This is a genomic window from Nocardia sp. CA-145437 (assembly GCF_050956485.1).
GTDB lineage: Bacteria > Actinomycetota > Actinomycetes > Mycobacteriales > Mycobacteriaceae > Nocardia.
This window is the reverse complement of the sequence record NZ_CP191204.1, coordinates 7,163,890-7,181,634: the sequence shown is the minus strand read 5'-3', so window position 1 is coordinate 7,181,634 and position 17,745 is coordinate 7,163,890. Positions and strand designations below refer to the sequence as shown.

Below are 17,745 nucleotides of genomic sequence, written 5' to 3'. Positions count from 1 at the left end.
CGCGGGGGTCAGCTGCTGCCCGCGAGGGGCAGGTTCGCGTAGCGGCCGAAGTCGCCTTGAGCGCCGCTGTAGATGTTCAGATCCACGCCCGCGGCGATGCCGGGGATCCGCCCGGCGTCGGTGGTCTGCCAGAACGTCCAGTGCGGCCAGCCGCCCGGGACCTCGGGCTGGTCGTTGCCGCGGTAGTCGGCGATCCACAGCGGGTAGGCGGTGAACTCGTTGGAGTCGGCCATGGCCGTCTGCCAGAAGCGGGGATAGGTGTAGATGATCGGCATCCGGCCGGTCAGGGCGCGGACCGTGTTCAGGTACCGGTGGGTCCAGTCGATGAGCGCGGCCGGGGGCAGCCCGCCGGAGTCCTCGAGGTCCAGCACCGGCGGCAGGTCCATGGGCCCGTTCTGGCCCAGCACCATCGCCGAGTAGAACGCGGCCTGCGCCTCGGGGAGCAGGTTCGGGCGCGCGAAGTGATAGGTGCCGCGGGCGACGCCGGCCACCCGCATGGACAGGCTGTCCTGCACGAAGTACGGGTTCACGTAGTTGAGGCCCTCGGTCGCCTTGAGCATGGCGAACGAGTATCCGGCGGCGCGCACACCGAACCAGTTGATGCTGCCGCCGCCGGGGTGCTGCCACGAGGCCACGTCCGGGCCCTCGATATCGGCGGCAGCCACCCCGGCGGGGGTAGCCATGAGGATGCCTGTAGCCGCGACAGTGAGCACTTTCATCAGTGTGCGTCCGGTCATGCGCAAAAACGCTAGGCCGAACTGCCGCCGGAGCGGTGAAGGCGCGACTGTCTAATTCGCCAATCGTTAGCGGATCTGTCCGATCGTCAGCCGAGCCAGTCCAGCACCGACGCCGCGGTCCAGGACTGCTGCATGCTCCCCAGGGGTTCGCCGGTGAACGGCTCGTAGTACTCGGCGAAGCTGCCGTCACTGGCCTGGCGGAGTCCTTCCGCGCGCAGCATGAACGAGCGCTCGGCCCAGCCGCGGCGGGCGAACACCCAGGAGAACAGCCAGCTGATCACCGGCCACACCGGCCCGCGCCAGTACTCGCGGGAGCGGAAGTCCCGCGCCACCGGGGAGGTCGACGGGGGCAGCGCGTAGCGCAGATCCGGGTGCCCGCACCAGCGCGGGCCTTCGAACAGCCGCAGCAGCCGTCGTTCGGCGTCGCGGGGGAGTCCGCCGCTGAGCAGTGGCGCGAAGCACGCGAGCGTCTCGGTCTCGATCCACTTGTCCGCGCGCACGTCGAAGTCCCGGGCCACGCCGGTGCGCGCGTCGGTGGTGGCGATCACGCCCGCGCGGAAGTAGTCGGCCCACTCGTAGAGTTCGCGCACGTCCGCGTGCGGCTGCTTGTAGTCCTCGCCGATATTGGCGAGCACATCGCAGGCCAGCGCGAAGATGGCGGTCACGAACACGTCCTCGACCGCGAAGCTCATGGTGGAGGCCAGCTGGTAGTCGTCGTACCCGGCGCGGCGCATCTGCTCGACCAGCCACAGGTAGCGGTCGTACTCACGGTCGGAGGGGCGCTGCGTGGGATCGCCCACCACCTGGGTGTCGGCGCGCTGGTACGGCGGCAGGTCCGGACCGGGAATCACGTTCTCGTAGGCCCGATCCCAGCGCGGCGAGTTGTCCATGCCGGATTCCCAGCCGTGGTAGAGCGTGATCCGCCCGTGCTGCTTGGGATCTCGCGCGTAGGCCAGCCAGCGGTGCCAGCGCATCAGGTCGGGCCAGCGCCGGTTCAGGAAGTCCTCGGCGACCGCGCGGGTGCTGCGCCCGTGCCGGCGTGAGTGGTCCAGAATCCGTTGCACCGCAATGGCATGCACGGGTGGCTGCGTGATTCCCGAGGTGTCGGGCCCGTCGGGCGCGTCGGCGGCGAGGCGGCGGCATTCCCATCGGGCCGGTCCGGGGAAGTAGCCGTCCACCCCGTTGGCGAACACGATGTGCGGGATCATCCCGTTGCGCCACTGTGCCGACAGCAGGGTGTCCAGTTCCAGGGCCGCGCGTTCGACACTGAGCGGCGCCAAGCCGACCGCCACGAATGCCGCGTCCCAGCTCCACATATGTGGATAGAGCTTGGGCGCGGCGCTGGTCATGGTGCCCAGGTCGTTGCCGCGCAGCAGGTAGGCCGCGCGGGCCGCGAGCTGGGTGGGCGTGAATCCCGGGTGTGTCATCGCCCTATTCTGCGCCGGTACCCGTAGGTATGCGCGATAGGGCGAGGAGGTGTGGCTCGGCGCTCGATGGATCGTGGATGACGCGTGGACAGTGGACTGCGCTGGATCGCCCGTGGACGACTCCTGATCGCCAGATTGCACTTCGTTCGCCTTCTCATGAATCAGCTAGCGGTGGGGTGCCCGTCCGGAGCATCGCCGGACCGGCGCGGCCGGTTACGGTGATCACATGGCGAATTCCGCGAGGCCCGAATCCGACCGGCCGACCGCGTTGATCACCGGGGCCAGCCGGGGGCTGGGGGCGGCGATTGCGCGGGAACTGGCTCCGGCACATCGATTGTTGCTGGGCGCGCGCACGCGGCAGGCCCTGGAACCGATGCTGCGCGAGCTGCCCGGCAGCGCCGGATGGCCGGTCGATCTCACCGATTACGCGGCGGTGGCGCGCGCGGTGGACGGCATCGAACGGCTGGATGTCCTGGTGCACAATGCCGGGATCGCCGACCTGGGAACGATAGCCGATTCGTCGGTGGCGCAGTGGCGGAATACGTTGGAAGCCAACCTGATCGCGGTCGCGGAGTTGACCAGATTGTTGCTGCCCGCGCTGCGCGCCGCCAATGGCCATGTGGTGCTGATCAATTCGGGCGCCGGACTGCGGGCGAATCCGGGCTGGGGCGTGTACGCGGCCAGCAAGTTCGGGTTGCGGGCCTTCGGTGACGCGTTGCGGCTGGAGGAACCGGCGCTCCGGGTGACCTCGGTGCATCCGGGGCGGATCGACACCGACATGCAGCGCGAGATCATCGCGGGGGAGGGCCGCGACTACGACCCGAACGAGTTCCTCACCGCGGAGACGGTGGCGCGGGCGGTCCGCAATGCCGTGGAGACCCCGCGTGACGCCCATCCGACCGAGATCGTGCTGCGTCCCATCGCCCGCTGAGAGGAACCTGAATTTCTGTGCTGAATTGCGATCATTTCGCACAGAATTGGTGCCCGGTTCACGCCGTATGGATATAACGAACGCGATGGATAGACGACAGTTGCTCGCGATGCTCGCCGCGGGCACTGCGGCCGCCTTGACCGGGTGCTCTGCGGAGGGCCCCACCCCCAAGGTGACCCCGCGGATCAGTGGACCCGTCGCGACGCCCACGCCGTCCGCGGCGCCGAAGTCGATCGCCGCGCCGCCCGCGCAGAAGTCCGCGATTCCCGCGGGCACGATCACGGCGCTGCCCGGGCACGGCAACAACCTGGCCCTCACCGTCGACGACGGCGCCAGCCCCGAGGTGGTCGGGGCCTACGTGAAGTTCGCCAAGGACACCGGGGCCCGCTTCACCTTCTTCGTCACCGCGTACTACGACTCGTGGACCACGCACAAGGCCGCGCTGCGGCCGCTGGTGGAATCCGGTCAGATCCAGCTGGGCAATCACACCTGGGATCACCCGGACCTGACCAAGCTGTCCACGACCGAGATCGCCGCCCAGCTGACCAAGGCGAAGACCTTCCTGCACAACAACTTCGGCGTGGACGGGACCCCGTATTTCCGGCCCCCGTTCGGCCGTCACGATGCTACCGTCGACAAGGTGGCAGCCGATCTCGGTTACACCGTCCCCACCATGTGGTACGGCTCGCTGTCCGACTCCGGTGTCATCACCGAGGACTATCTGATCGAGTGCGCGCAGAAGTACTTCAACGCGCAGGCCATCGTGATCGGCCACGCCAACGCCCCCGCCGTGACGCACTGCTACGACCGTCTGGTCGAGATCATCCGTGCGCGCAACCTCTCGCTGGTGACCCTCAACGACGTGCTGGTGTCACCGGCCTGACGGCTGCGCCGGGGGCGCGGGAGTTTCGTTCGGAAGAGTGATTGAAGGTCGAGATGGACAGACGTCGGCTGTTGACGTTGCTGGCTGCGGGTGGGGTCGCCGGATTGCTGGGAGCGGGGGAAGCCCGCGCCGAATTCCCCTTCGATACCGGGTCTTCCGGGATCGTTCCGCCATTGCCCGGGGTGACACCGGATTTCGGGCCCAAGACGCCGATCGGGCCGGGCACCATCCAGGCGCTGCCCGGCGACGGAAACCATATGGCGCTCACCATCGATGACGGCGCCAGCTCCGAAACCATCGGCGGGTTCATCGATTTCGCGCGCAATACCGGTGCGCGGCTCACCTTCTTCGTCACCGCCTACTACCCGGGCTGGCTCGATCACCGGGATGCGTTGCGCCCCATGGTCGATTCCGGTCAGATCCAGCTCGGCAACCACACCTGGGACCATCCGGACCTGACCCGGCTGTCCGGCGGCGCCATCGCCGACCAGTTGAACCGCTGCAAGGACTTCCTCTGGGACCAGTACGGCGTCGACACCACGCCGTACTACCGCCCGCCCTTCGGCAGGCACAATGCCGGCGTCGACGCGGTGGCCGCCGACTGCGGCTACACCGTCCCGACCATGTGGTACGGCAGCCTGAGCGACACCAACACGGTGATCAACGAAGGCATCCTGCTCGACGCCGCCCGCCAATGGTTCCGAGCCCAGTCCATTGTCATCGGCCACGCCAACCGCCCGACCGTCACCCACGTCTACGACCAGCTCATGGACATCGTCCGCGAACGCAACCTGCAACTGGTCACCCTCGACGACGTCCTGATCCCGCCGCGATAAAGCTTGGGACAAAAGGAAATCGGTCCCGGCGTGTAGTGCGCGCCGGGACCGATTCGGCTGTCGGCTACGCGACGATGTTCACCAGGCGGCCGGGCACCACGATGATCTTGCGCGGCGGCTTGCCGCCCAGCAGTTCCGCGATCTTCTCGTCGGCCAGGGCGGCGGCCTCGACCGCGGCCTGATCGGCGTCGGCGGGGACGCTGATCCTGCTGCGGACCTTGCCGTTGACCTGGATCGGGTACTCGACCGAATCCTCCACCAGCAGTGCCGGATCCGCCATCGGGAAGGGGCCGTGCGCCAGGGCGGTGTGGTGGCCCAGGCGTTCCCACAGTTCCTCGGCCACGTGCGGGGACATCGGGGCCAGCATCAGGACCAGCGGCTCGACCAGGGCGCGGGGCGCGCCGTCGCCGTAGTTCTTGGTCAGGTAGTTGGTCAGCTCGATCAGCTTCGCGCCCGCGGTGTTGTCGCGCAGGTTGGCGTAGTCGTCGTCGACCCCGGCGATGGTCTTGTGCAGCAGGCGCAGCGCCTCGGCCGAGGGCTCGGTGTCGGTGACCTTCAGCGCGCCGGTCTCCTCGTCCACGGTCAGGCGCCACACGCGCTGCAGGAAGCGGTGCGCGCCCACGACGTCCTTGGTCGCCCACGGGCGCGAGGTGTCCAGCGGCCCCATCGACATCTCGTAGAAGCGGAAGGTGTCCGCGCCGTACAGGTCGCACATCTCGTCGGGGGAGATGGCGTTCTTCAGCGACTTGCCGATCTTGCCGTACTCCTGGGCGACCTCTTCCTCGACGCCGGAGGCGTTGGTCCAGAAGAACTTTCCGTCCCGCTCCACGACCTCGGCGGCGGGCACGTAGGCGCCGCGCGCGTCGGTGTAGGCGAAGCCCTGGATGTAGCCCTGGTTGAACAGGCGGCGGTACGGCTCGAAGCCGGACACGTCACCCAGGTCGAACAGCACCTTCTGCCAGAAGCGCGCGTACAGCAGGTGCAGCACCGCGTGCTCCACGCCGCCGACGTACAGGTCCACGCCGCCCGGATCCTTCGGACCGTGCTCGGCGGTCCGGGGACCCAGCCAATACTTCTCGTTCTCGGGGGCGCAGAAGGCGTCGGTGTTGGTCGGGTCCGCGTAGCGCAGCTGGTACCAGGAGCTGCCCGCCCAGTTGGGCATGACATTGGTGTCGCGGCGGTACTTCTTGGGGCCGTCACCCAGGTCCAGTTCGACGTGCACCCAGTCGGTGGCCTTGGCCAGCGGCGGGGACGGCTCGGAGGTCGCGTCGTCCGCGTCGAAGGTGACCGGCGCGAAGTCCTCCATCTCCGGCAGCGTCACCGGCAGCATGGATTCCGGCAGCGCGTGCGGCGCGCCGTCCTCGTCGTAGACGATCGGGAAGGGCTCGCCCCAGTAGCGCTGGCGGGCGAACAGCCAGTCGCGCAGCTTGTACTGGACGGTGCCCTTGCCGTGGCCGTCGGACTCCAGCTGGGTGATCACCTTGGCCTTGGCGGTGTCGATGTCCAGGCCGTCCAGGTATCCGGAGTTCACCAGGGTGCCGTCACCGGTGTAGGCGGCCTGCGAGATGTCGCCGCCCGCCACGACTTCCACGATCGGCAGGCCGAAGGCGGTGGCGAACTCCCAGTCGCGCGGATCGTGGCCGGGGACGGCCATGATGGCGCCGGTGCCGTAGCCGGACAGCACGTAGTCGGCGATGAAGATCGGCACGCGGGCGCCGTTCACCGGGTTGGTGGCGTAGGTGCCCAGGAAGACGCCGGTCTTCTCCTTGTTCTCCTGGCGCTCCAGATCGGACTTGGCCGCGATCGACTTGCGGTACGCCGCAACGGCTTCGGCCGGGGTGTCGGCATTGCCGAAGGTCCAGCGGGCCTGGGTGCCGGACGGCCAGGTGTTGCCGGTCAGCCGGTCCACCAGCTCGTGCTCGGGCGCGACCACCACGTAGGTGGCGCCGAACAGGGTGTCGGGGCGGGTGGTGAAGACCTCGATGATGTCCGAGCCGGCCTCGAACTTGACCTGCGCGCCTCGCGAGCGGCCGATCCAGTTGCGCTGCATGGACTTCACGTTCTCCGGCCAGTCCAGCTCGTCCAGGTCGTCGACCAGGCGATCGGAGTAGGCGGTGATGCGCATCATCCACTGCCACAGGCGCTTGCGGAACACCGGGAAGTTGCCGCGCTCGGAGCGGCCGTCGGCGGTGACCTCCTCGTTGGACAGCACGGTGCCCAGGCCCGGGCACCAGTTGACCATCGAATCGGTCTGGTACACCAGGCGATAGGAGTCGACCACGGCATTGCGCTCGACCGGCGACAGGTCGGCCCAGGCCCGGCCGTCGGCGGGAGACCGCTTGCCGGAATCGAATTCGGCGATCAGCTCGGTGATCGGCCGCGCCTTGTTCAGGCCCTCGTCGTACCAGGCGTTGTAGATGCGCAGGAAGATCCACTGCGTCCACTTGTAGTACTCGGGATCAGTGGTCGCGAACGACCGGCGGCGGTCGTGGCCCAGGCCCAGCCGGTCCAGCTGCCGCTGCATGGTCGCGATATTCGACATGGTGGTGTCGCGCGGGTGCGCGCCGGTCTGCACCGCGTACTGCTCGGCGGGCAGGCCGAAGGCGTCATACCCCAGCGCGTGCAGCACATTCCGGCCGTGCATGCGGTGGTAGCGGGCGAACACGTCGGTGGCGATGTAGCCCAGCGGGTGCCCGACATGCAGGCCCGCGCCCGACGGGTACGGGAACATGTCCTGGATGAACAGCTTGTCGGCGGGAACGCCGGCAGCCAGCGGGCCGACCGGGTTGGGCGCGAAGAAGGTGCCGCGCTCCTCCCAGTTGCGCTGCCACTTGCGCTCGACGCGGCCGGCGAGGTCGGCGTTGTAGCGGTGTGCGGGAACGTCGCCGCCCCCCGCCGCGGTCGCGGTGGGTGTTTCGGTTGCACGGGTGTCCTGCACGGTCCTGCCTTCGCTTGTCCAGCCAATCCCCGATAAAGGTCGCTCACCAGGGTAAAACGTCGGTACCTCGGGCCCCAAAAAGGGTCGAGGCTGCTCCCGCCGACGGTGTCCGAAGCAGGCCCGCGGCGGGTCCGTACCGGCCTGACAGGTACCGTGGCGGGGTGTTTGTCGTGGCGCTGATCCTCTTTGTCCTCGCGGCTGTGGCCGTGGTCACGGGCGTGCTCGGACTCACCGGCACCCTGCCCGGCAACCGCTATTTCGGGGTGCACTCCGACGCGGCGCTGAAGACCGAGGAGGCCTTCAGGCTGGCCAACAAGGTGGCCGGGCCGACCTCCATCGTGGCCGGTCTGCTGCTCGCGGCGAGCGGCGCGGTGGCGCTGGTGTCCGGGGGCGTCCCGGCCCTGGTGCTCGCGGTGGTCGCCGTGGTGATCGCGCTGTTCACCATGGGTGCGGGCGCGGCGGCGGCGGAGAAGGCCATCGCGAACGCCTTCCCGGAGGAGAAGGTCGGCGGGTGCGGCAGCGCCTGCGGCGGGTGCTCGCTACGCGACACCTGCGAGACCGCCTGACTCACTCGGTGAGCGAGCGCCGCATCCAGATGTGCGGGATGCCCGCGTCCATGCCGATCTCCCCGAACCGCACGTAGCCCAGCTTCTCGTAGAAGCCGGTGGCGTGGGTCTGCGAGTGCAGTTCGATCGCGACCAGTCCGCGGGCCCGCGCCCGCTCCTCGATGGCCCGGACCAGGGCCGCGCCGAGCCCGGTGCCGCGGGTCTCGGCCAGCACGGCCAGCCGCCCGAGAATCCCGATCCCGTCGCGCACGATGAGCCGCCCGGCCCCCGCGGGCCTGCCGTCCAGCAATCCCAGGAAATGATCGGCGACCTCGTCGAGCGCGTCGATCTCGATCTCCTCCGGCACGCCCTGCTCGGCGACGAAGACCTTCAACCGCACGGCGTAGGCGTCGGCGAGTTCCCGCTCGGTGCTGACGGTGACGACCTCGATCATGAACTCAGCATGCCTCAGTGCGCCGGATCACTCGCCGAGGGTTCGCCCGCGCACGGCGGGGTCGGAATGCCCCGCGAGAGCGGGCTGCCCTTCGGATTCACGTAGAACACGGTCAGCATGATGGGCCGCCCGCCGCTGTTGCGCGCCAGATGCGCGTGCCGCGGACCGCTGGGCTCGCGGAAGACACGCCACGGTCGCACGGTGACGGGCGTGCAATCCGCCCGTGGATGATCGAGCACACCACCGGTGACCAGCACGAACAGAGTTCCGTCGTGGTAGTGCCAGCCGGTGCGGCCGCCCGGCTCGAGGATCGTCTGCCGCAGTACGAATTCCCATCGCGCCAGACCGAATCGGAACAGCACCCGGCTGGCCGTCCCGGCCGCCGGTGCGGGATTGGGCCGGAAGCCGTGTCGCGGATCACGCCTGGAGAAGACCACGATCCATCATTGCCGATCCGGGTGGCGTCAGCGCCGACCACGGCCGAGCAGTCGCGCCCGCAGGCCGGGGCGCGGGCGCGGGTCGGGCAGGCCGACCGACGCGGCGAAGGCGGCCGCGTCCTCGGGGGTGCTGGTCTTCGGGCGGGTGCGCGCCCACTCGACATACCGGGTGCGGAAGTCGGGACCGGCGGCGACGGCCAGTCCCGGGAAGCGCCGCGCCACCTCGTCGGCCCGCTTGTGCAACAGGCCGTGAGCGGTGGCCGCCAGGTCGCCGGTGTCGAAGCCCGGCGGCGGACTGTCCCCGGCGACCAGGGCGCGCACGATCGCGGCCTGCTGGTCGGCGAGTGTGCCCGCGGCGCGCTCCGATTCGATGGTCATGCCGGAATCGCCTCCGGGTGCAGGGTGACGGGCGCGCGGCCCGACGCCGCGGCGATGGCGTTCAGTTCGGCGGCGAGTTCGGTTGCGGGCGGATAGTTTCCGTCGCGCTCCAGCATGAGCGGGACCGATCGACCGGTGGCGAACTCGGCCACCAGGTCCAGGACCTCGGCCGGGACGCTGTGCACATGTGTGTCGATGTAGCGTCCGTCCGACTCGTGGCCGCCCGCCACATGGCAGTAGGCGACCCGTTCGGCGGGCAGCCGCAACAGCTCGGTCAGCGGGTCACGTGACGTATTGCGGGCATTGGCATAGACATTCGCGATATCGAGCAGCAGATAGACGCCGGTGCGTTCGACCAGTTCCTGCAGGAACTCCGCCTCGGTGTAGTCGGCGTCCGGCCATTCGAACAGCGCCGCGATGTTCTCCACCGCCAGCGGCACGTCCAGCTGTCTGCTCGCGCGGAAGATATTGCGCTCCAGGACATCCAGCGCCTCGCGGGTGCGCGGCACCGGCAGCAGGTGACCGGCTTCCAGTCCGCCCGCGCGCACGAAGGCGATGTGCTCGCTCACCAGCGGCGAGCCCAGGGCCCGCGCGCAGTCGGCGAGATGCGCGACCCGCCGGTCGTCCACCCCTTCCGCACCACCCAGGGACAGTGAAACACCGTGCGGCACCGCCGGTATCCCGCGCGCCACCAGCGCGGCGAGTTCCTCCGGCACTACGGCCCCCGCACTCCGTCCGCGCCTGCGCCCGGAACCGCTCGGCGCCAACGTCTCCGCGATGACCTCACAGAAGCCGATGCCGTCCAGCGCGGCGACCATGCCGCAGATCTCACGCCGCCAGCCGATGCCCAGCGCGCCCTCGGGGAGCGGTGATCCGGTCATCCGCCGCAGCCTCCTCCGCCACAGCTGCTGCCGCAGCTGCTGCTACTTCCGCAACTGCTGCCGCCTCCGCTGTCGCTGGTGCCGCAGCTGGATCCGCTGCCGCACGAGCTGCTTCCGCCGCCACTGGTTCCGGCCGCGAGATCGGCGGCCCCGGCGAGGGCCGGGTCCAGGGTCCACAACACGAGCGAGCCGTAGAGCGCGACCGCGAGGGCTGCGCTGCCGGCGCCGTACGCCGCGTAGGCGGGCGCGTTGGCGGGTCTCAGATGCAGGTTGCTGTTGCGGGCGTGCTCGATGGTGTCGCGGCCGCGTCGGGTCAGGCGCGGCGCGCGACCCACCACGACGGTGACGACGCTCAGCACGATCATGACGATCACCAGGAAGCCGACCGAATGATGAGTGGCCACGCCCGCGATCAGCCGGGCCAGTCCGAGCAGCAACACCGCGAAGAGCGGGAAGCGAGCCGTCCGCAAGGCTTTTCGCTGCTGGTCGCCGAAGAGGTAGCCGCGGTAGCTGAGGTCCTTGCGCATCCGATCGGTGACGCCGGCGGTCGCGACCAGCATCGACGTCATGTTGAGCTGGTCCGACCGGCTCAGGCTCGCCCACAGGGTGCGGGAGATCTGATCCAGCTCCGCGGCCTCGCCGGCGTTGTAGGGCCGGACCGGTTTGCCGCTGGAATCGATGATCCCGTGGCCGCGCAGCTGTGCGAGCGCCGCCAGCACCGGCCGCCGGTCGTCGACGAGCAGGGCGGTCTCGCTCGGCGTCAGCGGTCCCGCGGGCGGCCAGGCCGGGTCGATCCGCCGCACCACGCTCGCGCGGATCGCGTATCCGGCTCCGATCGCCAGCAACCCGGCGAGGACATAGAACAAGAGGAAGGCCGGGCCGGATATCCCCCAGGTGTTGGTCGCGGCGGCGGCCGCGACGGTCCCATGGACCATGGCGATTCCCCTCGGGAGTCGTCGTGACAGTCGATCAACTCCAGTATCGCCGCTGCGCGGGTGCCGTGTTATCCGAGCGACCTCGGGGCGGTAATCCGAAGAAATTCTCGGTGATTAGCCTGATCCGGTGCGATTTCTCAGCAAGTTCTACATCGACGGCTTCATTCTGTCGATCCTCGGGATGGTCGTCCTGGCCAGCATCTTCCCGGCCCGGGGCGACGCCGCCGAGGTCGTCAACTGGCTGACGAAGATAGCCATCGCGCTGCTGTTCCTGCTCTACGGCACCCGCCTGGCGCCGCACGAGGCGATCGAGGGCCTCAAGCACTGGCGACTCCACTTGACGGTGCTGTCCTGCACGTTCATCGTCTTCCCGCTGATCGGCCTGGCCGCGCGGGTGCTGGTGCCGCACATCCTCACCCCCGACCTCTACACCGGTGTGCTGTTCCTGTGCCTGGTGCCGTCGACGGTCCAGTCCTCGATCGCGTTCACCTCCATCGCCAAAGGCAATGTGGCGGGCGCGATCGTGAGCGCCACGGTGTCGAACCTGCTGGGCGTGTTCCTGACCCCCGCGCTGGTGATCCTGCTCATGAACACCACCGGCCAGGCGAGCGTGGATCCGTCCGCGGTGGTGGACATCGTGCTGCAGCTGCTGGTGCCGTTCTTCGTGGGCCAGTTGATCCGGCCCAAGGTGAAGGGTTTCCTGTCCCGCTACGCCGAGCCGACCAAGCTGGTGGATCGCGGCTCCATCCTGCTGGTGGTCTACAGCGCGTTCAGCGCGGGCATGGTGGAGGGCATCTGGCACGCCATGTCGCCGTGGCGGATTCTGGGGCTGGCGGTGGTGTGCTGCGTGATCCTGGCGATCGTGCTGGCGGCCACCGGTTTCCTCGGCGAGGCGGTGCGGTTCGATCGCGCCGACCGGATCGTGGTGGTGTTCTGCGGTTCCAAGAAGAGCCTGGCCACCGGGTTGCCCATGGCGACGGTGCTGTTCGCCGGTCACTCGGTGGGCCTGGTCGTGCTGCCGCTCATGATGTTCCACCAGATTCAGCTGATCACCTGTGCCGCTCTCGCAGGACGCTGGGCTCGTACCGCGCCGTGAGGGAGAGCAGCCGGCTGTCCTCGCGCCGCAGCGCGCGGTGCAGTCCGGCGGAGGGCCGGTCGGCCAGGGCGTGCAGCACGGCGCGGTGCGCGCCCGGATCGCCCACCGCGATGCGGGCGCTGCCGTCGGGGTAACGCTTGGCCGCGATCCCGGCCCGGGCCAGCGCGGGCGCGATGTCGCGGCCGGGCAGGTACAGGAAGTTGGCGCTCGAGCGCGGCACCCGGATGCCCGCGCGGCGCAGGTCGATCCGGAGCAGCTCGCGTTCGGTGGTGATGCGCAGAATCCGTTCGCCCAGTTCGGCTTCCGCGGCGTAGGAGGCGCGCACCGCGGCCACCGCCGGGCCGGGCATCCCGAACGGCAGTTGCAGCCGCCGCACCCGCCGCACCGGCTCCGGCGCGCCGAAGGCGTAGCCGATCCGCAGCCCGGCCAGCCCGTACGCCTTCGAGAAAGTGCGCAGGACCAGCACATTGGGATGCCTGTGGATAAGTTCGAGCGGGTCCAGTGCGTCGGCCGCGCCGAGGAATTCGACGTACGCCTCGTCCAGGATCACCGGCACCCGGGCGGGGATCGAGCACAGGAACGCCTTCAGCTCGCTGGCCCCGACGACGGTGCCGGTCGGATTGTGCGGGCGGCACACCGCGATCAGTCCGGTGCGGTCGCCGACCGCGCGCGCCATGCCCCACAGGTCCTGGCGGCCGTCGGCGTCCAGCGGCACCGCCACCGGCCGCAGTCCCGCCATGTTCGCCATGATCGGATAGCCGTCGAAGGTCGGTGTGGCGTAGACGAATTCGGATCCGCGGCGGGGGAGGGTCTGCATGATCTGCATGGCGACCCCGGTCGCGCCCGCCCCCACCACGATCCGGTCGGCGTCCACCCCGAGGTGCGCGCCGATCAGCCGGGGCAGCCGTTGCGGCAGGAATTCCGGGTACCGGTTGGCCCCGCCGAGACTGGTGTCGATCGCGGCGATGACGGAAGGCAGTGGCGGAAACGGATTCTCGCTCAGGCTCAGGTCGAAGCGGACGGCCCCCGAGTCGGCGCGCAGCCCCGTCGGCCACGGCACCGGGCGGGTCATCGGGCGGCTCCCCAGCGCACGGCGGCGGCGCCCGCGAAGTCACCCGCGTGCGCGAAGGCGGCCATCAGCACCACCGAGCCGTTGCGCAGCCGCCCCGCCCGGTTCTCGGCGTCGAGGGTCACCGGAATGCCCGCGGCGAACAGGTTTCCGCAGCTGTCGAAGGTGTCGGGATGACGTTCGGGCGGCAGTTCCATGGCCTCGTTCCAATTGCGCAGGAACAGCCGGTTGGGCTGGTTGGTGACGAAGGTGTCGAGATCGCTGGACTTCACGCCGATCCGCTTGCACACCGCCTGCGCGACCTCCGGCACCAGCCGATTGCCGCGCGTCATCACCTTGGCCACTTTGGATTCGGTGAAGCTGACACAGCCCTGGCCCTCGCCCGGCTCCCAGTACTTGCGGTCGCCATTGGTGCTGAATTCCATATCGCCCGCGAACTCCGGATAGGTGCGGCATTCGATGTCGAGGATGGGCGCGGAACCGTTCTTCACCAGCAGCCCGACCCCGCAGCCGTCGCCGGGGACGGGGGCCTGCGCGAGCCCGCGGATATCGGGCTGGGTGAACACCGGGCCCGCGCAGTTCTGGGTGCAGGCGATGAGCGCGGTGCGCGCGTCGGTGGTCTGCAGGATCATGCGGGCGGTCCACATCATGTGCACGAACGCCGCACAGCCGCCGTTGTGGATGTCGAAGACCCAGCGCGGCTTCATGTTCAGCCGCCGCGCCACTTCCGGGCCCGCGCCCAGCACGGGGTTGTCGGGTAGCTGGGTGTGGGTGAGCAGCACGTCGATGCTCGAGATCTCCTGTGCCCCATGGCGTTCGATGAGCGGGGCGACGGCCTGCTCGACCATGTCCACGGCGGTCTCGTCGCGCCCCACATGGTGACGGCCCTGGGGAGCGCGGAACATGACGTTCTTGGCCATCCGGTCCGAGCGCGAGAACTGCGTGAAGTACTCGGTGCCGACCGGATCACCGGGCAGGTACCCGGCGATGTCGACCAGACTGACCGCGGGCGGCATCCGCAGGGCGGGATCGGTGAAGTCCATGGCGCGTCCTCACTTCATCCAGGCGGGCTTGATGGGTAGCCCGTGCGAGGCGCGGTACTCCGCGATGCCCCGCAGGTTGTCGAGCTCCAATTGGTGCCCGGCGGAGAACATCTCCCAGAAATCGCCCACCCAGACCTTGCGCTGGTCGGGCGCGGTGTCCTGGTAGGGGTTCCGGTCGTAGAACGGGTGATGGCAGTTCGTCCACAGCACCACCGAGCCCGGCTTGTCGAACACCGCCTGGGCGTCGACCACCCGCATCAGATAGACCATCCACAGGTGCTCGCGCTGATCCCATGCGCAGTGGTAGTCCACGGTCATGGCCTCGGGATTGGCCACCGTGCGGGTGTAGATCCGGGTGTTGTCGCCCAGCCGGTCGTAGGACTCCCACAGTCCGGGTTCCTCGGTCTCGGTGAATCCGCGCAGGCTGTAGGTCCACTCCTCCAGGCACCGGGTGTCGGCGAGGTACTCGTACAGGTCCCGGGGCGGGGCGTCGATATAGCCCTGGACCGGGCAGAAGTCGCCGAATACCTGGTCGTGGGGATACACCGAGCGGAGCATGTCCAGGATGATCGGGGTGGTGGCGTCGCGATCGGAGTTCTCGATCCGCAGCACGCCGGGCACGACCCCGTCCGGAATGTCACTGAGGGCGGGCAGGGCACTGGTGGTCACGGATTACCTCCTGGGTGGCGTCAGGAACGGTGTGAACGGAGGGATTTCGTCGGGATCGCAATCGATCGCGACGAACGACGGACCCGGGCGGTCGCGGCAGTGCCGCAGCGCCGCGGCGAGCTCGGCCCGGTTCTCCGGTGCGTGGGTGCACAGATCCGGGAACATGGCGGCCATCCCCGCGCCCGGATACGCGGGACGAAATCGGTTGAAGCTGTACCGATCCCCGTAGTACAGCTGTTCGCGGGTGACGCACATGGCGTGCGCGTTGTTGTTGAGGACGATGAAGGTGATCGGCAGCCGGTGCTCGACGGCGGTGTGAATCTCCATGCCGTGCATGAAGAACGCCCCGTCCCCGGCGATCACGAAGGTGCGCCGCGAGCCGCCGTCGGGGCGGCGGTGGCGGGCGAACGCGGATCCGATGCCGGCCCCGAACGCGTACCCCATACCGCCCATGCCGAGCGCCACCGTGAACCGGCCGCCGCGCGGCAGCCGCAGGTGATGCACCACGGCCGCACCGGTATTGCCCGCATCGGCGAATACGTCCGCGCCGGGCGGCAAGGCGTCGTTGATGATCTCGACCACCTCGCGATACCGCAGTCCGGGACCGTGCGCAGGCGGGACGGGCAGCGGCGTGAGGGCGGGCTCGCGGTGCGGGTGGGGTCGCAGCGGAATGATCCGGGCGGTGTTCTCGGCCGGGCCGGAATCCAATTCGGCGATCAGCTCGTTGAGCGTCTTGGCCAGGTAATTGCTGTGCGCGTGGGTGGCGGGCAGGTACGGCGGCAGGGCGCCGACGCTCGCCAGCGGCACGGCCGCCAGCGCGTCCTCCATACCCGCCCTGGCGGTGACCGGCATACGGGTGCCGATCAGCAGGCACAGGGCGGCGCCCTGCAGCGCGTCGAGCAGTTCCGGATTGCCCATGCTGCCGGAGACGCCGCAGAACCCCGGGTCGGCGTGGTGGAAGACGTCCTTGGCGTCGGGCGCGACCCCGACGGCCGCGTCCAGCCGGGCGGCGAAGCGGGCCAGTTCGTCGCGGGCGTCGTCGCGGGCCACCTGGTCCCCGGCGATGATCACGATCTTGCCGAGGGCACGAGCGCCGCGCACGATGTGCACCACCCGCCACAGGCTCTCGATCTCCCGGCGGTAGTCGCGTGAGGGCGGCACGAAATCCGGGGTGACCAGGTCGGCCTGCTGAATGTCCTTGGGCAGCAACAGGACCGCGGGGCCGCCGCGGCGGGCGGCGGTAACCGCGTGGGCGAGGTGTGCGGGCAGGTCGGCGGGAGCTTCCACCCGCGCGCAGTACTGCGAGATCGGCGAGTACAGCGCGACCGCGTCGAAGCTGCCCGCCTGCCCGCTGGAGTCCTGGAACGCGCCCTGGCCCTCGAGCGCGGTCGGGGGCTGGCCGATCAGGGCCAGCACCGGCACCCGGGAAGCGAAGGATTCGGCGAGCCCCGCGACCAGGTTCACGGCCCCGCCGCCGGAGGTCGCGCAGACCACCCCGAGGCCCGAGGTGGAGCGCGCGTAGCCGTCGGCCATGGTGGCCGCGCCGAACTCGTGTTTGGCGACCACCGCGGTGATCAGGTCGCGCTGTTCGTAGGCCGCGTCGTACAGGTCCTCGATATTGGCGCCGCCGACCCCGAACAGGTGCCGTACGCCCAGCGTCGAGATCGCCTGGACCAGCCGGTCCGCGACCCGTGTACCGCTATGCATGGGCGATTCCTTTCGGTGGTCGCCACCGGTGACCGAGTACCGCTCACCCGGGATACGAAATCCGGGTAGCCGGTGGTTCAATTCTGCTGCTCGACGGCAGGTGTTCTCGGGGTTTCAGGGGTGAAACCCCGGCGAGTTCCGAGAATCGGACCGGCCCTTGCCGTGTATGTATACGTCTACGTATAGTTGGCTCATGCCGAACAAGACGATCTACGTGTCCGATGACGACCTCAAACTCTTTCAGCGGGCTCAGGAGCTGGTCGGGGGCAATCTTTCGGGGGCGATCGTGACGGCGTTGCGGCGCTTCATCGAGCTCGAGGAGGGCCGCCAGCAGGGCTACGACGAGGTGGTCCTCAAGGTCGGCAAGGACGGGATCCGGCAGGTTCGATTCTCCGCCACCCTGCTGACCGACTGGCACCAGGTGACCAACGAGCGCATCGAGGACATCCGGGTGTACCGCACCCGCAAAGGCGCGTACGCGGTGCACAGCCACTTCTCCAACTGGTCGGAGTTCCCGGCCGACACCAACATCCTCAAGGACTGGCGGCAATGGCGGCGTTTCCTCGGTGTGGGGGAACAGAATTGGGGGGACTTCACCCTCGAGGTCTTCGACACCGTGGGGGAGCTGAAGGGCAGGATCCCGGATCGGCTCTACGCCCGCGTCATCGACGCCACCGAACATCCGAACGTCGAGGACCTCGACATCTGATTCGACAATCCTTGTAACACAACCGAACGGCGATAACCGGCAACCTTGACCTCGAGCTTCGGCGGTCACG

Annotated in this window: 18 protein-coding genes; 6 read left to right on the top strand and 12 right to left on the bottom strand. The window is 69.1% G+C overall.

The genetic code is table 11. The features are described from left to right. Positions 1 to 8: 8 nt before the first annotated feature. The gene (locus tag ACQPYY_RS33240; protein WP_433594791.1) at positions 9 to 719 is read right to left on the bottom strand and encodes a glycoside hydrolase family 25 protein; all 711 of its coding nucleotides are present in this window, start codon (positions 717 to 719) and stop codon (positions 9 to 11) included. Positions 720 to 823: 104 nt separating this feature from the next. Next, a complete protein-coding gene (ggh, locus tag ACQPYY_RS33235) occupies positions 824 to 2,164 on the bottom strand; it encodes a glucosylglycerate hydrolase (protein ID WP_379102688.1) in 1,341 nt (446 codons plus the stop codon). Positions 2,165 to 2,390: 226 nt separating this feature from the next. Between ggh and ACQPYY_RS33230 the strand changes: the two genes are divergently transcribed. The 3 genes from ACQPYY_RS33230 (at position 2,391) to ACQPYY_RS33220 (ending at position 4,814) form a co-directional block, all read left to right on the top strand. Further along, entirely contained in the window at positions 2,391 to 3,095 is a 705-nt protein-coding gene (locus ACQPYY_RS33230; protein WP_379102686.1) for an SDR family oxidoreductase, read from the top strand. A gap of 85 nt (positions 3,096 to 3,180) precedes the next feature. Beyond that, a complete protein-coding gene (locus ACQPYY_RS33225; protein WP_433592189.1) occupies positions 3,181 to 3,978 on the top strand; it encodes a polysaccharide deacetylase family protein in 798 nt (265 codons plus the stop codon). A 53-nt stretch (positions 3,979 to 4,031) separates the two neighbouring features. Beyond that, the gene (locus ACQPYY_RS33220) at positions 4,032 to 4,814 is read left to right on the top strand and encodes a polysaccharide deacetylase family protein (protein ID WP_379102682.1); all 783 of its coding nucleotides are present in this window, start codon (positions 4,032 to 4,034) and stop codon (positions 4,812 to 4,814) included. Positions 4,815 to 4,878: 64 nt separating this feature from the next. Here ACQPYY_RS33220 and leuS read toward each other — a convergent pair whose 3' ends face one another. Then, the gene (gene leuS / locus ACQPYY_RS33215; RefSeq protein ID WP_433592188.1) at positions 4,879 to 7,752 is read right to left on the bottom strand and encodes a leucine--tRNA ligase; all 2,874 of its coding nucleotides are present in this window, start codon (positions 7,750 to 7,752) and stop codon (positions 4,879 to 4,881) included. Positions 7,753 to 7,913: 161 nt separating this feature from the next. Here leuS and ACQPYY_RS33210 point away from each other — a divergent pair, with 161 nt between their 5' ends. Then, a complete protein-coding gene (locus tag ACQPYY_RS33210; protein ID WP_379102678.1) occupies positions 7,914 to 8,318 on the top strand; it encodes an SdpI family protein in 405 nt (134 codons plus the stop codon). A 1-nt stretch (position 8,319) separates the two neighbouring features. Here ACQPYY_RS33210 and ACQPYY_RS33205 read toward each other — a convergent pair whose 3' ends face one another. Genes ACQPYY_RS33205 through ACQPYY_RS33185 form a run of 5 tightly spaced genes read right to left on the bottom strand, consistent with a single transcriptional unit; the run spans position 8,320 to position 11,382 of the window. Then, positions 8,320 to 8,751 carry a GNAT family N-acetyltransferase gene (locus ACQPYY_RS33205; protein WP_433592187.1) on the bottom strand — a complete coding sequence of 144 codons (432 nt, stop codon included), beginning with the start codon at positions 8,749 to 8,751 and terminating at the stop codon, positions 8,320 to 8,322. Positions 8,752 to 8,765: 14 nt separating this feature from the next. Continuing rightward, positions 8,766 to 9,188, bottom strand: a complete 423-nt coding sequence (locus ACQPYY_RS33200) for a cupin domain-containing protein (protein WP_379102674.1) — start codon at positions 9,186 to 9,188, stop codon at positions 8,766 to 8,768. A gap of 27 nt (positions 9,189 to 9,215) precedes the next feature. Then, positions 9,216 to 9,566 carry a hypothetical protein gene (locus ACQPYY_RS33195; RefSeq protein ID WP_433592186.1) on the bottom strand — a complete coding sequence of 117 codons (351 nt, stop codon included), beginning with the start codon at positions 9,564 to 9,566 and terminating at the stop codon, positions 9,216 to 9,218. Then, a complete protein-coding gene (locus tag ACQPYY_RS33190; RefSeq protein WP_433592185.1) occupies positions 9,563 to 10,447 on the bottom strand; it encodes a DUF692 domain-containing protein in 885 nt (294 codons plus the stop codon). The genes ACQPYY_RS33195 and ACQPYY_RS33190 overlap by 4 nt, the downstream gene beginning before the upstream one ends. Next, entirely contained in the window at positions 10,444 to 11,382 is a 939-nt protein-coding gene (locus tag ACQPYY_RS33185; protein WP_433592184.1) for a TIGR04222 domain-containing membrane protein, read from the bottom strand. The genes ACQPYY_RS33190 and ACQPYY_RS33185 overlap by 4 nt, the downstream gene beginning before the upstream one ends. A 127-nt stretch (positions 11,383 to 11,509) precedes the next feature. Here ACQPYY_RS33185 and ACQPYY_RS33180 point away from each other — a divergent pair, with 127 nt between their 5' ends. After that, positions 11,510 to 12,478 carry a bile acid:sodium symporter family protein gene (locus ACQPYY_RS33180; RefSeq protein ID WP_357274581.1) on the top strand — a complete coding sequence of 323 codons (969 nt, stop codon included), beginning with the start codon at positions 11,510 to 11,512 and terminating at the stop codon, positions 12,476 to 12,478. Here ACQPYY_RS33180 and ACQPYY_RS33175 read toward each other — a convergent pair. Genes ACQPYY_RS33175 through ACQPYY_RS33160 form a run of 4 tightly spaced genes read right to left on the bottom strand, consistent with a single transcriptional unit; the run spans position 12,432 to position 16,966 of the window. Continuing rightward, positions 12,432 to 13,550 carry an aminotransferase class I/II-fold pyridoxal phosphate-dependent enzyme gene (locus ACQPYY_RS33175; RefSeq protein WP_433592183.1) on the bottom strand — a complete coding sequence of 373 codons (1,119 nt, stop codon included), beginning with the start codon at positions 13,548 to 13,550 and terminating at the stop codon, positions 12,432 to 12,434. The genes ACQPYY_RS33180 and ACQPYY_RS33175 overlap by 47 nt on opposite strands. Further along, entirely contained in the window at positions 13,547 to 14,590 is a 1,044-nt protein-coding gene (locus tag ACQPYY_RS33170) for a 3-oxoacyl-ACP synthase III family protein (protein ID WP_433592182.1), read from the bottom strand. Before ACQPYY_RS33170 ends, ACQPYY_RS33175 begins: the two co-directional genes overlap by 4 nt. 9 nt (positions 14,591 to 14,599) lie before the next feature. Continuing rightward, positions 14,600 to 15,259, bottom strand: coding sequence for an SRPBCC family protein (locus ACQPYY_RS33165; protein ID WP_433592181.1), 660 nt, complete (start codon positions 15,257 to 15,259; stop codon positions 14,600 to 14,602). Between the two features lie 3 nt (positions 15,260 to 15,262). Beyond that, complete coding sequence (locus tag ACQPYY_RS33160; protein ID WP_433592180.1) at positions 15,263 to 16,966, bottom strand: thiamine pyrophosphate-binding protein; 1,704 nt, start codon at positions 16,964 to 16,966, stop codon at positions 15,263 to 15,265. 193 nt (positions 16,967 to 17,159) lie between these two features. On the opposite strand from ACQPYY_RS33160, the gene ACQPYY_RS33155 reads away from it, so the two are divergent. Then, a complete protein-coding gene (locus ACQPYY_RS33155) occupies positions 17,160 to 17,675 on the top strand; it encodes an EXLDI protein (RefSeq protein ID WP_433592179.1) in 516 nt (171 codons plus the stop codon). The last annotated feature ends 70 nt before the right edge of the window (positions 17,676 to 17,745 follow it).

Coding starts and splice junctions, on each gene's coding strand:
- ACQPYY_RS33190 (WP_433592185.1), bottom strand. CDS start 10,447: ATGACCGGATCACCGCTCCCCGAGGGCGCGCTGGGCATCGGCTGGCGG.
- ACQPYY_RS33225 (WP_433592189.1), top strand. CDS start 3,181: ATGGATAGACGACAGTTGCTCGCGATGCTCGCCGCGGGCACTGCGGCC.
- ACQPYY_RS33160 (WP_433592180.1), bottom strand. CDS start 16,966: ATGCATAGCGGTACACGGGTCGCGGACCGGCTGGTCCAGGCGATCTCG.
- ACQPYY_RS33230 (WP_379102686.1), top strand. CDS start 2,391: ATGGCGAATTCCGCGAGGCCCGAATCCGACCGGCCGACCGCGTTGATC.
- ACQPYY_RS33195 (WP_433592186.1), bottom strand. CDS start 9,566: ATGACCATCGAATCGGAGCGCGCCGCGGGCACACTCGCCGACCAGCAG.
- ACQPYY_RS33170 (WP_433592182.1), bottom strand. CDS start 14,590: ATGGACTTCACCGATCCCGCCCTGCGGATGCCGCCCGCGGTCAGTCTG.
- ACQPYY_RS33175 (WP_433592183.1), bottom strand. CDS start 13,550: ATGACCCGCCCGGTGCCGTGGCCGACGGGGCTGCGCGCCGACTCGGGG.
- ACQPYY_RS33155 (WP_433592179.1), top strand. CDS start 17,160: ATGCCGAACAAGACGATCTACGTGTCCGATGACGACCTCAAACTCTTT.
- ACQPYY_RS33240 (WP_433594791.1), bottom strand. CDS start 719: ATGAAAGTGCTCACTGTCGCGGCTACAGGCATCCTCATGGCTACCCCC.
- ACQPYY_RS33185 (WP_433592184.1), bottom strand. CDS start 11,382: ATGGTCCATGGGACCGTCGCGGCCGCCGCCGCGACCAACACCTGGGGG.
- ACQPYY_RS33205 (WP_433592187.1), bottom strand. CDS start 8,751: ATGATCGAGGTCGTCACCGTCAGCACCGAGCGGGAACTCGCCGACGCC.
- ggh (WP_379102688.1), bottom strand. CDS start 2,164: ATGACACACCCGGGATTCACGCCCACCCAGCTCGCGGCCCGCGCGGCC.
- ACQPYY_RS33220 (WP_379102682.1), top strand. CDS start 4,032: ATGGACAGACGTCGGCTGTTGACGTTGCTGGCTGCGGGTGGGGTCGCC.